A 12,370-nucleotide genomic window follows, 5' to 3' on the forward strand; every position below is an offset into this window, starting at 1 on the left:
GGCGCCGTGATGACGGTCACTGGCGGCCGGACCAGAGTCCGGGAGCGACCCGCCCGCGGACCTCGCCGCTTTCGTCCCGCGGAAGACAAGTTGGGGGCCCAGGGGCGGACCGGGCGGTCCACTCGGCCGCGGCGTCACAGCCGTCCCAGCCGGCACACGGATCGGCCAGCGAGCCCGTTTGACACGCCCGGCCGCGCGAACGGAGAGTGGCGCGGGACACGCCCCGTGCCCCGCGCCGGGGGCTGCCTGCGGGGCAGGGCTGGAGGCTGGGTTGAGCACGACGAGACCGCTGCGGCCGGTCGGCGGACGGAGCCGGGAGGTCCCCGGCAGCGGGCAGGGCTCCGCCACCGCGGCCAGCCGGGTCCTCGCCGTCCTGGACGCGTTCGGGCCCGCCCACGCCACCCTGACCCTCAGCGAGATCAGCCGCCGCGCCGGACTGTCCCTGACCACCACGCACCGCCTGGTCGGCGAGCTGCGGGTGTGGGGCGCGCTGGAGCGCAGCGAGGACGGGCGCTACGGCATCGGGCTGCGGCTGCTGGAGCTCGGCGCGCTGGCCCCGCACGGCCTGCAGCTGCGGGAACTCGCCGTCCCGTACGTCGACGACCTGCACCAGGCCACCCGGGCCAACGTCGTCCTGGGGGTCCGGGACGGCGCCGACGTCGTCTACGTCGAGGCGCTGCGCGCGCGGGGTGCGGTGCGGCTGATGAGCCGGATCGGGGGGCGCTGGCCACTGCACGCCACGGGCACCGGCCAGGTCCTCCTGGCCTTCGCCGGCCCGGAGGTGCAGGAGGAGGTGCTCAGCGGCCCGCTGACGTCCTTCACACCACACACGATCACCGACCCGGCCGCGCTGCGGCGCACGCTGGCGGAGGTCCGCCGGACCGGCGTGGCCGTGGCGGAGAACCAGCTGACCGCCGACGCGCCGGCGCTCGCCGTCGCCGTCCCGGTGCGCGGCCGGGGCGACGAGGTGGTCGCCGCCCTCGGTGTGACCGTCGCGGCGGGCACGACGCAGGCCTCGGCACTGGCGCCGGTGCTCAACGCGACCGCCCGCGGCATCTCCCGCGCGCTGGGCGCCCCGTCCGCGCAGCCGCCGTCCCGCCGCTGCACCTGACCCACGACGGCGCCGGAGCCCGCGCGGGGCTCCGGCGCCGGGCCGGTCAGCGGGTGGGCTGCATGCCCAGCCAGCGCCAGGCGTTGTCCCACGTGATCTGCCGCAGCACGTCGTCGGGCAGGCCCATCGACGCGAGCGTCCGGCCGGCCGGGTCCTCCCGCGGCATCGCCGGGAAGTCCGAGCCGACGAGCAGCCGGTCGGCGCCGAGCAGGTCGATGAGGTAGGTCAGCGCCCGGCGGTCGAAGACCAGCGAGTCGTAGTAGAAGCGCCGCGCGTGCTCCAGCGGCGACGGGCCGTCGTCGGGCATGACGGCGCGCTCGGGGTTCTTCGGCTCCTCGTTCCACGACCCGCCCCAGAAGTACTGGTGGCGCGGGATCATCAGCGGGTAGCCGCCGGCCGCGTGGCTGAAGGAGATCCGCAGGTCCGGGCACTTGGCGGCGGTGCCGCCGGTGACCATCGAGGCGGCGGCGAAGGCGCCCTCGACGCCGACCACGTAGGTGCCCATGGCCGACATGGGCAGCCGCTCGGTGGGCGACGGCATGGCATGCACGAACACGGCCAGGCCGAGCCGCTCGCACTCGGCGAAGAACGGCAGGAACTTCTCGTGGCCGATCGAGGCGCCGAGGATGTTGGAGGCGATCTCCACCCCCGCCAGGCCCATCTCCTGGATGGCGGTCAGCTCGGCGGTGGCGGCGTCCGGGTCCTGCATCGGGACCATGCCCAACGCGATCAGCCGGGTGGGCTCGGTCTGGCACAGCGTGGCGCTGAACTCGTTGACGTGCCGGGCCAGGGACAGGCCGTCGGCCAGCGGCAGGTCGTAGCGCAGCAGCGGCGGCATCGGGGTGAGCACCTCGACGTCGACGCCGGAGGCGTCCTGCGCCTCGAGGCGGCGCTCGGCGTCGAAGAAGACGTCCCTGGCCTTGAACTGCATCTGGCCGAACAGCAGCGTGCGCGCGGTCTCGCCGTCCACCGGCTCCATGCGGGGGAAGCACTCGGGCGCGTCGGCCGGGTAGTCGTACGGCAGCAGGTGGGCGTGGGTGTCGATGAGCATGCGGGTCCTCCGGTCGGGTCAGAGATTCGGGTGGACGGAGACGTGGACGGCGGACTCACCGGGCACCTCGCCGGCGAGGACCTCGATCGCGTGCGCGGTGTCGTCCAGGCCGAACGTGTGGGTGTGCATCCGCTCCAGCGGGAAGCGGCGGGACTCGATGAGCGCGATCGCCTCGGCCATCGCCTTGGCGTCCACGCCGAAGGCCCCTTGGACGGTGAGCGCCCGGTTGATGATCAGGTCGGTCCGGAGCGGGATCTCCCGGTCGCCCTTGATGCCGGCGAGGACGACCCGCCCGCCGTGCTTGGTCGACAGCAGCGCGTCGGTCACCGGGCCCGCGGCCATCGGGGTGAGCTCGAGGGTGGCGTCGACCCCGCGGCCGTCGGTGATCTCGCGGACCCGCTCGACGACGTCCTCGGCGGCGTCGCCGTCGACGACCAGCGTGTGGTCGGCACCGAACTCGCGAGCCAGGGCCAGCTTGTGCGCGTCGGCCTCCAGGCCGGTCACGATGACCGTGCCCGCGCCGGCGGCCCTGGCGGCGATGACCGCAGCGATCCCGCGCAGGCCGGCGCCGAGCACGAGCACCGTCTCCCCGAGCCGGACCTGCCCGTAGTGCAGCGCCCACCGGACCCCGGCACCCATCGAGTTGTACATCGCCGCGACCTCGACGGGCAGCGTGTTGTCGATCTTGTGCATGACCGCGCCGGGCGCCAGGTACATGTGCTCGGCGAAGCCGCCCCACAGCGACGGTGCGACGTCGACCGGGGTGACCCCGTGGCCGCCGACCCGGTTGCGGCAGGCCTGGTAGCTGCCGGTCAGGCACTCGAAGCAGCTCCGGCACGGGATGACCACCTCGAGGGCGACCCGGTCCCCCGGCTGCACGCCCCAGCGCTTGGCGGCGTTCTCACCGACCTCCTCGACGATGCCCATCGGCTCGTGGCCCGGCACGAACGCCGGCATGCCCTGGCGCAGGTGGCCCTTGTAGAACTCGACGTCGCTGCCGCACAGGCCGTTGGCCTCCAGGCGGAGCAGGCCGTCGTCCGGACCGATCTGCGGCCGGGGGAACTCCTGGATCTCGATCTTCCGCGGTCCGACCTGGACCGCGGCACGCACCATGTCGCCCAATTCGTCCTCTTTCCTCGTGCCGAGCCGGGACCGGGGAGGGAGCGACGCGGTCGTCGTCCGGGCACCGGCCCCCCGGCGGGGTCGCACGGGGACCCGCACCGCTCGGTGTGCCGGCGGTCACGCTAGGTCGGGGCGGGGCGGGCCGACCACGGCCCTTCCGCCGTGCGGTGGTCCGGTGCGGGGCGACCTCAGCGGGGCGGCAGGAGCAGCCCGGCGTCGATGTCCGCGACGGTGCGGCAGCCGGTGAGGGCCATGGCCCGGGTGAACTCCGCGCCCAGCAGCTCGAGCACCCGCTCGACGCCGGCCTGCCCGCCGGCGGCCAGGCCGTAGAGGTAGGGGCGGCCCACGAGCACCGCCGTCGCACCGAGGGCCACGGCCTTGAGGACGTCGGTGCCGCGCCGGACACCGCCGTCGAGCAGGACCGGGACCCGGCCGCCCACCGCCTCGACCACCGCCGGCAGCGCCTCGACGGTCGCGGGCACCCCGTCGAGCTGGCGGCCGCCGTGGTTGGAGACGATCAGGCCGTCGGCGCCGCAGTCGAGGATGCGGCGGCACTCCTGGGCCCGCAGCACCCCCTTGATCACGAGCGGGCCGTCCCAGAGGTCGCGCACGAAGGCCAGGTCGTCCCACGTGACCGGCCGGGGCGAGGCGAGGATCTGCCGCTGCGTGGCCCAGGCCGACAGCCGGCCGTCCCGCCGCGTGGGCAGGTTGCCGCGGAGGAACTCCACCGCCCACGCCGGGCGGGACGCCCCGTGCAGCAGCATGCGCGGCGACGGCCGGAGCGGCAGGGAGAAGCCGTTGCGGCGGTCGCGCTCCCGGCCGCCGAAGACGGGGGTGTCGACGGTGAGGACCAGAGCGCGGTAGCCGGCCGCCGCGACCCGCGCGACCATCGCCCGGGTCTCGTCCCGGCTCGCCGGCAGGTAGAGCTGGTACCAGAGCCCTCCCCCGCCGGCCCGCGCCACCTCCTCGAGCGGGTAGCCGGTCACGGTGCTCTGCACGTAGACGGTGTCCTGCCCCCGGGCGGCGGCGGCCACGGCGAGCTCGGCCCGGCGGTGGGCGATCCGGCCGCCCCCGGTCGGGGCGAGCAGCACCGGCAGCGAGAGCCTGCGGCCGAACAGCCGCACCGAGGGGTCGACCCGGGTGACGTCCTCGAACGGGCGGGGGCTGAGCAGGAGCCCCCGGAACGCCGCCTCGTTGCGGGCCAGGGTCAGCTCGTCGTCGGCACCGCCGTCGACCATGTCGAAGACCGGGCGGGGCAGGCGCCGGCGGGCCAGCTCCCGGACGTCGGCCAGGTTCACCGCGGTGCGCAGGCGCACGGATCCTCCCTCCGGGCCGGGGCCCGTGGACGAGACGGAACCGGCGGGGACGGCCGCAGCCGTCCCCGCCGGGGATGAGCGAGCCCGCGGGTCCCGGTCACCCGGGACCCGCGGGGTGGTGCAGGGGTCAGCCCTGCTCGCGCCAGACCTCGTCCCAGATGATCCCGGAGTTGACCAGGATCGCCGGGATCCGGGTGGTCAGGCCGGGCCCGTGGACGCCCTCGACGGCGACGTTGGCCGGGGCGAAGGCCAGCCCGAACGGCGCGTAGAAGTTCTCCGCGATGTGCTCGGCGGCCTGGGTGTACAGGCCGGCCCGCTCGTCCTCGTCCAGGGTGGCGGCGGCGTCGTTGAGCAGGGTGTCCAGCTCCGGGTCGACGACGCCGCTGAAGGGCGAGGTGGAGGCGAAGCGGAAGCCGACGCCGACACCGGCGGCGGGGTCCCACGCGCCGGCGGTCTGCAGCATGGCCTGCCACTGCCCGGAGTTGAACTGCTCCACCAGCCCGGACAGCTGGTAGTCCTCGATCGTCACCTCGATCCCGGCCTCCTGCCACTGCGTCTGCAGCGCGGTGTTGATCTGGGTGGCGACGTAGTTGCTGATCGTGCCCAGCCGGACGGTCAGCCCGCCGAGCTCCTGCACGAGCTCCTTGGCGCGGTCCACGTCGTACTCCGGGTAGCCCCCCACCTCCAGCGCGTAGAACTTCCCGCCGGGGGCGGTGAAGCCCTGGCTGACCTCGTAGTTGCCGCCGAAGATGCCCTCGTTGATGGCGTCGAAGTCGGTGGCCCGGTAGATCGCCTCACGCGCCCGCGGGTCGTCGAACGGCCCGGTCTTGGTGTTGAGCTGGACGACGTAGGGCGAGGTCGCCGCCTGGATCGTCACCTGCAGCTGGGAGTTGTTCTGCGCCTGCTCGACCAGCGGGGTGGTGTTCATGCCCTCGTAGGCCTGCGCCTGGCCGGCCTGCAGCGCCTGATAGGCCGGCTGGTCCCCACCGATCGACTGGAAGGTGAGCTTGTCCAGGTAGGGCAGGCCCTCCTTGAAGTAGCTCTCGTTCCGCTCCAGCTTCAGCACCGAGGACAGCTGGTTCTCCACCACGGTGAACGGGCCGGCACCGACCGGGGTGATCTTGAAGGCGTCCTCGCCCATCTCCTGCAGCGCCGTCGGCGAGGCGATCCAGTTGACGTTCGCGGAGGGGAAGGAGGCCATGACGGCGCCGTTGGGCCGGGTGAACGAGATCGAGATCGTCAGCGGGTCGATGACCTCGATCGGGTCCTCGGCCAGCTGCCAGGCCGGCTTGCAGCTGCAGGGGGCGGCCAGCGCGCGCTCCCAGTTGAACTTGACCGCCTCGGCGTCCAGCGGCGTGCCGTCGCTGAACTGGATGCCCTCGCGGAGCGTGACCGTGAGCGTGAGACCGTCCTCGGACAGCTCGGCGCTCTCGGCCTGGTTGGGCTCGACGCGGGCGTTGGAGCCGTCGTCGTCGGCCTTCAGGAGGAACAGGCCGCCGTAGATGGCCTGCATCATCGCGATGTTGGCCCCGCCGGTGGTGTTGCTGGCCGGGTCCAGCCCGGTGGGCCAACTGCCGGAGAAGGCGGCGTCCTCCAGGACGGTCAGCTCGCCACCGCGCTGCGGCTCGCCGACCGGCGCGTCGGTGGCGGCGGAGGTCCCGCCTCCGCCACCCCCGCCGCACGCGGACAGCGCCAGCGCTGCGGCGAGGAGGAGGGACGGCATCGTCCGTTGCTTCATGTGGTGGATCCCCTTGCTGGGTCGGCCTCGAAATCGGCGGGGTCGATCGGGAACGCTGCGCGGCGCCGCGATGGGGTCGCGGATCGCCCGGCGGGGCTGCGGTGACCTGGATCACTGCGACGGACAAGATCTCGGCCACGGCCGTCCGGGCGTGAGGACGCTTGCGCCTGACGGAAGACATGTTCGGTTTCGGCGTTCGACCTGCACACCTCCGGCCACGCCTCCGGAGGGCAGGCACGAGCGGGGTGGCAGGGTGGGCGCATGGAGCCGCGCCGTGGAGTTCGCTGACGTCGTCCGCCGGCGGCGCATGGTCCGCGACTACGACGCGGACCGGCCGGTCCCGCCGCAGGTGCGGGAGCGGCTGCTCGAGCACGCCGTCCGGGCCCCCTCGGCCGGGTTCAGCCAGGGGTGGGCGTTCCTCGTGCTGGAGTCACCCGAGGAGCGGGACCGGTTCTGGGCGGCCACCACCGCCGGGGGCACGCCCGACAGTTGGCTGACCCGGATGCGCCGGGCACCGCTGCTGATCATCCCGCTGTCGCACAGGGCGGCCTACCTCGAGCGCTACGCCGAGCCCGACAAGGGCTGGGGCGACCGCGACGAGGCCCGCTGGCCGGTGCCCTACTGGGACGTCGACACCGGGATGGCGGCGCTGCTCATGCTGCTGACCGCGGTCGACGAGGGGCTGGGCGCCTGCTTCTTCGGCGTCCCCGCCGACCGGGTCGACGCGTTCCGGGCGGCGTTCGGGGTGCCCGAGGACCACCGGCCGGTCGGCTGCGTCTCGGTGGGCTACCCGGGCGGCGAGGACCGCCGCTCGCCGTCGCTGCGGCGCGGCCGGCGCCCCCTCGAGGAGGTCGTGCACCGCGGCCGGTGGTGAGCCCCGGAGGCTCAGTCGAGGGTGTGCAGCCAGTTGGTCAGCAGCTGTGCGCCGGCGTCGCCGCTCTTCTCGGGGTGGAACTGGGTCGCCGACAGGGCGGCGTTCTCCACGCCGGCCACGAAGCGGTCGCCGTGCTCGGCCCAGGTGACCTGCGGCGGCTTGATCCGCGACGGCACGCCGTCGGCCGCCAGCGGGAGCTCGCGCACGCCGTAGGAGTGCACGAAGTAGAAGCGCTGGTCCTCCAGGCCGTCGAAGAGCACGCTGCCCGCCGGCACCTGCACGGTGTTCCAGCCCATGTGCGGCAGGACCGGGGCCCGCAACGGCTCCACGACGCCGGGCCACTCGCCGCAGCCCTCGGCGTCGTAGCCGTGCTCGACGCCGCGCTCGAAGAGGATCTGCATGCCGACGCAGACGCCGAGCACCGGGCGACCGCCGGCCAGCCGGCGGCCGATGATCCGCGGCCCGTCGACGGCGCGCAGGCCGGCCATGCAGGCGGCGAAGGCGCCCACCCCGGGCACGACCAGCCCGTCGGCCGCCAGCGCGGCCTGCGGGTCGGCGGTCACCGTGACGTCGGCGCCCACCCGGGCCAGCGCGCGCTCGGCCGAGCGCAGGTTGCCCGATCCGTAATCCAGGACGACGACCTTCTTCACGGCGCTCACGGTAGTCGTCAGCCGCGGGCGGTCTCGTGGTGTTCCAGGAGGTCCCTCACACCATGCGGAGGATGCCCGATGCGGTGGCCAGCGCCGCGGCCACGAGCAGCACGACGACGAAGGCCACCTGGGGGCCGGTGCGGCCCTTGGTGTCGGAGTCGGCCTTCCAGATGCTCCAGGCGCCGCCGAGCAGGAAGCCGCCGACAACGAGGAGCAGGACGGCGAACGTCACCTAGAGCGCGCCCTTGGTGGAGGGCACGTCGGTGACCCGGGGGTCCAGGGCGACGGCGGCGCGCAGCGCCCGGGCGAGCGCCTTGAACTGGCCCTCGACGATGTGGTGGGCGTCGCGGCCGGCGTAGAGCACCCGCACGTGCAGGCTGATCCGCGCGTTGAACGCGAAGGACTCCAGCACGTGCTTGGTCAGGCTGGTCGGGTAGTCCGGCCCGATCATCGGCGTCATGTTCTCGGGCTCGGAGTGCACGAAGTAGGGCCGGCCGGAGAGGTCGACGGCCGCCTGCGCGAGCACCTCGTCCATCGGGATGGTGGCGTCGCCGTAGCGGGTGATGCCCTTCTTGTCGCCCAACGCCTGGGCGAAGGCCTGGCCGAGCGCGATCGCGACGTCCTCGACCGTGTGGTGGGCGTCGATGTGCAGGTCGCCGTCGGCCTGCACGGTGAGGTCGATGCCGCTGTGCTTGGACAGCGCGGTGAGCATGTGGTCGTAGAACCCGACCCCTGTGCTGATCGAGCTCGTCCCGGTGCCGTCGAGGTCGAGCTCGACGACCAGCTTGGTCTCGCTGGTCTCCCGCTCCACGCGTGCAGTGCGACTCATGCGATCAGTCTCCCAGGCGGTGGTCGGCGGCCACCTCACCCAGCGCGGTGAGGAAGGCATCGGTCTCCTCGGCGGTGCCGGCGGTCACCCGCAGCCAGCCGGGCAGCCCGACGTCGCGCACCAGCACCCCCCGGTCGAGCAGCGCCCGCCAGGCGGCCGGCGCGTCGGCGAAGCGGCCGAACAGCACGAAGTTGGCGTCGCTGGGCACGCTGGTCAGCCCCAGGCCGGGCAGCGCGGCGACGATGCGGTCCCGCTGCGCCTTCACCGCGTCGACGGTGGCGAGCAGCGCGTCGGTGTGCGCCAGCGCGGCGCGCGCGGCGGCCTGGGTGAGCGAGCTCAGGTGGTAGGGCAGCCGGACCAGCTGCAGCGCGTCGACGACGCCGGGGTCCGCGGCGAGGTAGCCCAGCCGCAGCCCGGCCATCCCGAAGGCCTTGCTCATCGTGCGGCTGACGATCAGCCGGGGACGTCCGGGCAGCAGGGTGAGCGCCGACGGCGTCCCGGTGCGGGCGAACTCCTCGTAGGCCTCGTCGACCACCAGCACGCCGGTGGTGGCCTCGTAGAGGGTCGCGATCGTGTCCAGCGCGACCGCCGTGCCCGTGGGGTTGTTCGGGCTGGTCACGAAGACGACGTCCGGCGCCACCTCGCGCACCTGCGCCGCGGCAGCGGCCGGGTCGATGGTGAAGTCGGCCCGGCGGTGCCCGTCGACCCAGGCGGTGCCGGTGCCCGCGGCGATGATCGGGTGCATCGAGTAGGACGGCGTGAAGCCCAGCGCGCTGCGGCCGGCCCCGCCGAAGGCCTGCAGGATCTGCTGCAGCACCTCGTTGGAGCCGTTGGCCGCCCACACCTGCTCGGGCGCCACCGGCTCCCCGCCGCCGCGGGACAGGTACGCGGCGAGGTCGCCGCGCAGCGCGAGCGCGTCCCGGTCGGGGTAGCGGTTGAGGTCCAGCGCGGCCCGCTGCAGCGCCGCACCGAGGTCGGCGAGCAGCTCCGGTGGCAGCGGATGCGGGTTCTCGTTGGTGTTGAGCCGGTACTTCGCCGGCAGCTGCGGGGCGCCGTAGGGCGAGCGACCACGCAGCTCCGGCCGCAGCGGGAGCTCGTCGAGGGAGGTCATGCGCGCTGCCGGACCCGGACGGCGGCGGCGTGCGCGGGCAGGTCCTCGGCGCCGGCCAGGGCGTCGATGTGCGGCGCCACCTCGGCGAGGGCCTGCTCGTCGTACTCCACGACATGGATGCCACGCAGGAACGACTGCACCGACAGGCCACTGGAGTGCCGGGCGCACCCGCCGGTGGGCAGCACGTGGTTGGAGCCGGCGCAGTAGTCGCCCAGCGAGACCGGGGACCACGCGCCGACGAAGACCGCGCCGGCGTTGCGGACCCGCATGGCCACCTCGCGGGGGTTGCGGGTCTGGATCTCGAGGTGCTCGGCGGCGTAGGCGTCGACCACCCGCAGCCCGGCCTCCAGGTCGTCGACCAGGACGATGCCGGACTGGCTGCCGTCCAGCGCCGTGGTGATCCGGTCGGAGTGCTTGGTGGCGGCCACCTGACCGGGGACGAGGGCGAGGACGGCGTCGGCCAGCTCCTCGCTGCTGGTGACCAGCACCGCACCGGCCAGCGGGTCGTGCTCCGCCTGGCTGATCAGGTCGGCGGCCACGTGCGCCGGGTCGGCGGTGTCGTCGGCGAGGATCGCCACCTCGGTGGGGCCGGCCTCGGAGTCGATGCCGATGAGGCCGCGCAGCAGCCGCTTGGCCGCCGTCACGTAGACGTTGCCGGGGCCGGTGACCATGTCGACCGGCTCGCAGGAGCCGGCGCCGTAACCGAAGACGGCGATCGCCTGGGCGCCGCCGACCGCGTAGACCTCGGTGATGCCGAGCAGCGCGCAGGCGGCGAGCACGCCCGGGTCGGGCAGGCCGCCGTGGTCGCGCTGCGGCGGGGAGGCCACCGCGATGGACTCCACGCCGGCGATCTGGGCGGGGACGACGTTCATGACCACGCTGGACAGCAGCGGCGCGAGCCCACCGGGGACGTAGAGGCCGACCCGGCGCACCGGCACCCAGCGCTCGGTCACCGTGCCGCCGCGGACCACCTGGGTGGTGACGTCGGTGCGCGCCTGGTCGGCGTGCACCCGGCGCACCCGGGCGATGGCCTCCTCCAGGGCGGCACGGACGGCGGGGTCGATCCCGGCCAGCGCGCCGTCGATCGCGTCCTGCGGGACGGCGAAGTCCTCGAGGTCGACGCCGTCGAGCCGAGCGGTGATCTCGCGAACCGCCTGGGCGCCGCGGACGCGGACGTCCTCGCACAGCGGGCGGACCGTCGCCAGCACCGAGTCGATGTCGGTGGCGGCACGCGGGAGCAGCCCGGAGAGCTCCCGCACCCCGGGCAGAGCGGATCCACGCAGGTCGATGCGGGCGAGCACGGGCGGACCTCCGGGGCGTACGAACGGGAACACCCCAGGGTAGACGGGCCCGGACGGGCTCCCGCCGTCCCGTCCGCCGCCGTGCGGGGTCACCCCGGCCGGACCGCTCCCCCGTAGGCTCGCCGCGTGGGCGACCTCATCCCGCTCTTCCCGCTGGGGACCCCGCTGTTCCCCGGGGTGGTGCTGCCGCTGCAGATCTTCGAGCCGCGCTACCGGCGGCTCGTGCGCGACCTGCTCGCGCAACCCGACGAGAACACCCGGCGCTTCGGTGTGGTGGCCATCCGGCAGGGCTGGGAGGTCGAGCAGGTGGCGCCGGCCGCGGCGCTCTACGACGTGGGCTGCACCGCCCACGTCCGGACCGTGCGGCCGCAGCCCGACGGCGGCTTCCGCATCACCACCGTGGGCGGGGAGCGCTTCCGGCTGCTCGACGTCCACGTCACCCAGGACCCGCCCTACCTGAGGGCCGAGGTCGAGTGGCTGGCCGAGGAGGAGGCGGCGGAGGAAGCCGCCGGCGACCACGAGGTGCTGGCCGCCCCGCACGACGGCGGCGTCCACGACAAGGACCTGGACGCGCTGGTCTCCGACGTGGCCCGCAGCTCGCTGGAGGTGCTGGTCCGCGGCGTCCGCGAGCTGTTCACCCGCTACGTCGGCGCGGTGGCCGGGCTGGGCGTGGGGGCACCCGACGACGAGGCGGTGGAGACCGCGCTGCTGGGCGCGGTGGCCGAGGACCCGCGGGCGCTGTCCTACCTGGTGGCCTCCGCGGCGCTGCTCACCACCGAGGACCGGCAGGCGCTGCTGGCCGAGTCGGCCACCCGCCGGCGGCTGGTGACCGAGGCACGGTTGCTGCGCCGGGAGCTGTCCCTGGTGGAGACCATCGGCGCGGTGCCCGCGCCGCTGCAGCGCTTCGCCGTCCCGCGCAGCGCCAACTAGACGAGTAAGTCCGAACTCGATCAGTGGTCGTAGGCGATCAGGGATCGGGTGATCGGCTGGCCGGTGGCGCGGTTGTGCCAGATCGCGGCGGTCAAGGCCAGGATCCGTTGAGCGACGCGGGTAGCCACGCCGGTGAGCGTGCGTGCGCCGTGCAGTTCCAGGTCCAGCTGGCCTTTGAGGGTGTCGTAGACGGACTCGATGAGCTGCCGGATCGGCGCCAGCAGGCCCTGGCCGGGCCGGGGTGCGCGGTGGCGCAGGGACGGGCGCAGCAGATCGGCGCCGCGCCGGTGCAGGTAGTCGTCGAGTTCGGCGGAGATGTAGCCCTTGTCGGCGATGA

Annotated in this window: 12 protein-coding genes and 1 pseudogene; 3 read left to right on the forward strand and 10 right to left on the reverse strand. The window is 74.2% G+C overall.

Features of this window, described 5'->3' with window-relative positions; translation table 11 throughout:
- Positions 1–271: 271 nt before the first annotated feature.
- Positions 272–1,111: an IclR family transcriptional regulator gene (locus BMZ50_RS13515; RefSeq protein WP_245753639.1), complete on the forward strand. Its 840-nt coding sequence runs from the start codon at positions 272–274 to the stop codon at positions 1,109–1,111.
- 46 nt (positions 1,112–1,157) lie between these two features.
- Here BMZ50_RS13515 and BMZ50_RS13520 read toward each other — a convergent pair whose 3' ends face one another.
- The 4 genes from BMZ50_RS13520 to BMZ50_RS13535 form a co-directional block, all read right to left on the reverse strand.
- Positions 1,158–2,162: an amidohydrolase family protein gene (locus BMZ50_RS13520; protein WP_091325378.1), complete on the reverse strand. Its 1,005-nt coding sequence runs from the start codon at positions 2,160–2,162 to the stop codon at positions 1,158–1,160.
- 18 nt (positions 2,163–2,180) lie between these two features.
- A complete protein-coding gene (locus tag BMZ50_RS13525; protein ID WP_245753640.1) occupies positions 2,181–3,275 on the reverse strand; it encodes a zinc-dependent alcohol dehydrogenase in 1,095 nt (364 codons plus the stop codon).
- Between the two features lie 197 nt (positions 3,276–3,472).
- Positions 3,473–4,600, reverse strand: a complete 1,128-nt coding sequence (locus tag BMZ50_RS13530) for an alpha-hydroxy acid oxidase (RefSeq protein WP_091325384.1) — start codon at positions 4,598–4,600, stop codon at positions 3,473–3,475.
- Between the two features lie 127 nt (positions 4,601–4,727).
- Positions 4,728–6,338, reverse strand: a complete 1,611-nt coding sequence (locus BMZ50_RS13535; protein ID WP_091325386.1) for an ABC transporter substrate-binding protein — start codon at positions 6,336–6,338, stop codon at positions 4,728–4,730.
- Between the two features lie 274 nt (positions 6,339–6,612).
- Here BMZ50_RS13535 and BMZ50_RS13540 point away from each other — a divergent pair, with 274 nt between their 5' ends.
- A complete protein-coding gene (locus BMZ50_RS13540) occupies positions 6,613–7,212 on the forward strand; it encodes a nitroreductase family protein (protein WP_091325388.1) in 600 nt (199 codons plus the stop codon).
- Between the two features lie 11 nt (positions 7,213–7,223).
- Here the strand turns inward: BMZ50_RS13540 and hisH are convergent, their stop codons facing one another.
- Genes hisH through hisD form a run of 5 tightly spaced genes read right to left on the reverse strand, consistent with a single transcriptional unit; the run spans position 7,224 to position 11,103 of the window.
- A complete protein-coding gene (gene hisH / locus BMZ50_RS13545) occupies positions 7,224–7,862 on the reverse strand; it encodes an imidazole glycerol phosphate synthase subunit HisH (protein WP_091325475.1) in 639 nt (212 codons plus the stop codon).
- Between the two features lie 55 nt (positions 7,863–7,917).
- Positions 7,918–8,094 carry a hypothetical protein gene (locus BMZ50_RS24200; RefSeq protein WP_177212773.1) on the reverse strand — a complete coding sequence of 59 codons (177 nt, stop codon included), beginning with the start codon at positions 8,092–8,094 and terminating at the stop codon, positions 7,918–7,920.
- The gene (hisB, locus tag BMZ50_RS13550; RefSeq protein ID WP_091325391.1) at positions 8,095–8,691 is read right to left on the reverse strand and encodes an imidazoleglycerol-phosphate dehydratase HisB; all 597 of its coding nucleotides are present in this window, start codon (positions 8,689–8,691) and stop codon (positions 8,095–8,097) included.
- Positions 8,692–8,695: 4 nt separating this feature from the next.
- Positions 8,696–9,802, reverse strand: coding sequence for a histidinol-phosphate transaminase (locus BMZ50_RS13555; RefSeq protein WP_091325393.1), 1,107 nt, complete (start codon positions 9,800–9,802; stop codon positions 8,696–8,698).
- On the reverse strand, positions 9,799–11,103 hold the full coding sequence (gene hisD / locus BMZ50_RS13560) for a histidinol dehydrogenase (RefSeq protein ID WP_091325396.1): 1,305 nt from the start codon (positions 11,101–11,103) through the stop codon (positions 9,799–9,801). Before hisD ends, BMZ50_RS13555 begins: the two co-directional genes overlap by 4 nt.
- 126 nt (positions 11,104–11,229) lie before the next feature.
- Here hisD and BMZ50_RS13565 point away from each other — a divergent pair, with 126 nt between their 5' ends.
- Complete coding sequence (locus tag BMZ50_RS13565; RefSeq protein WP_091325399.1) at positions 11,230–12,033, forward strand: LON peptidase substrate-binding domain-containing protein; 804 nt, start codon at positions 11,230–11,232, stop codon at positions 12,031–12,033.
- Positions 12,034–12,053: 20 nt separating this feature from the next.
- On the opposite strand, the pseudogene BMZ50_RS13570 reads toward BMZ50_RS13565, so the two are convergent.
- Positions 12,054–12,370 (reverse strand): annotated as a pseudogene (locus BMZ50_RS13570) (IS982 family transposase); the annotation flags it as partial.

The sequence above is a fragment of the Geodermatophilus ruber genome (assembly GCF_900114385.1).
In the GTDB taxonomy this organism is placed as follows: Bacteria; Actinomycetota; Actinomycetes; order Mycobacteriales; family Geodermatophilaceae; genus Geodermatophilus; species Geodermatophilus ruber.

What these genes read in the sequence shown, in the direction of transcription:
- BMZ50_RS13535 (WP_091325386.1), bottom strand. Translation starts at nt 6,338, where the DNA reads ATGAAGCAACGGACGATGCCGTCCCTCCTCCTCGCCGCAGCGCTGGCG.
- BMZ50_RS13520 (WP_091325378.1), bottom strand. Translation starts at nt 2,162, where the DNA reads ATGCTCATCGACACCCACGCCCACCTGCTGCCGTACGACTACCCGGCC.
- BMZ50_RS13525 (WP_245753640.1), bottom strand. Translation starts at nt 3,275, where the DNA reads ATGGTGCGTGCCGCGGTCCAGGTCGGACCGCGGAAGATCGAGATCCAG.
- BMZ50_RS13555 (WP_091325393.1), bottom strand. Translation starts at nt 9,802, where the DNA reads ATGACCTCCCTCGACGAGCTCCCGCTGCGGCCGGAGCTGCGTGGTCGC.
- hisB (WP_091325391.1), bottom strand. Translation starts at nt 8,691, where the DNA reads ATGAGTCGCACTGCACGCGTGGAGCGGGAGACCAGCGAGACCAAGCTG.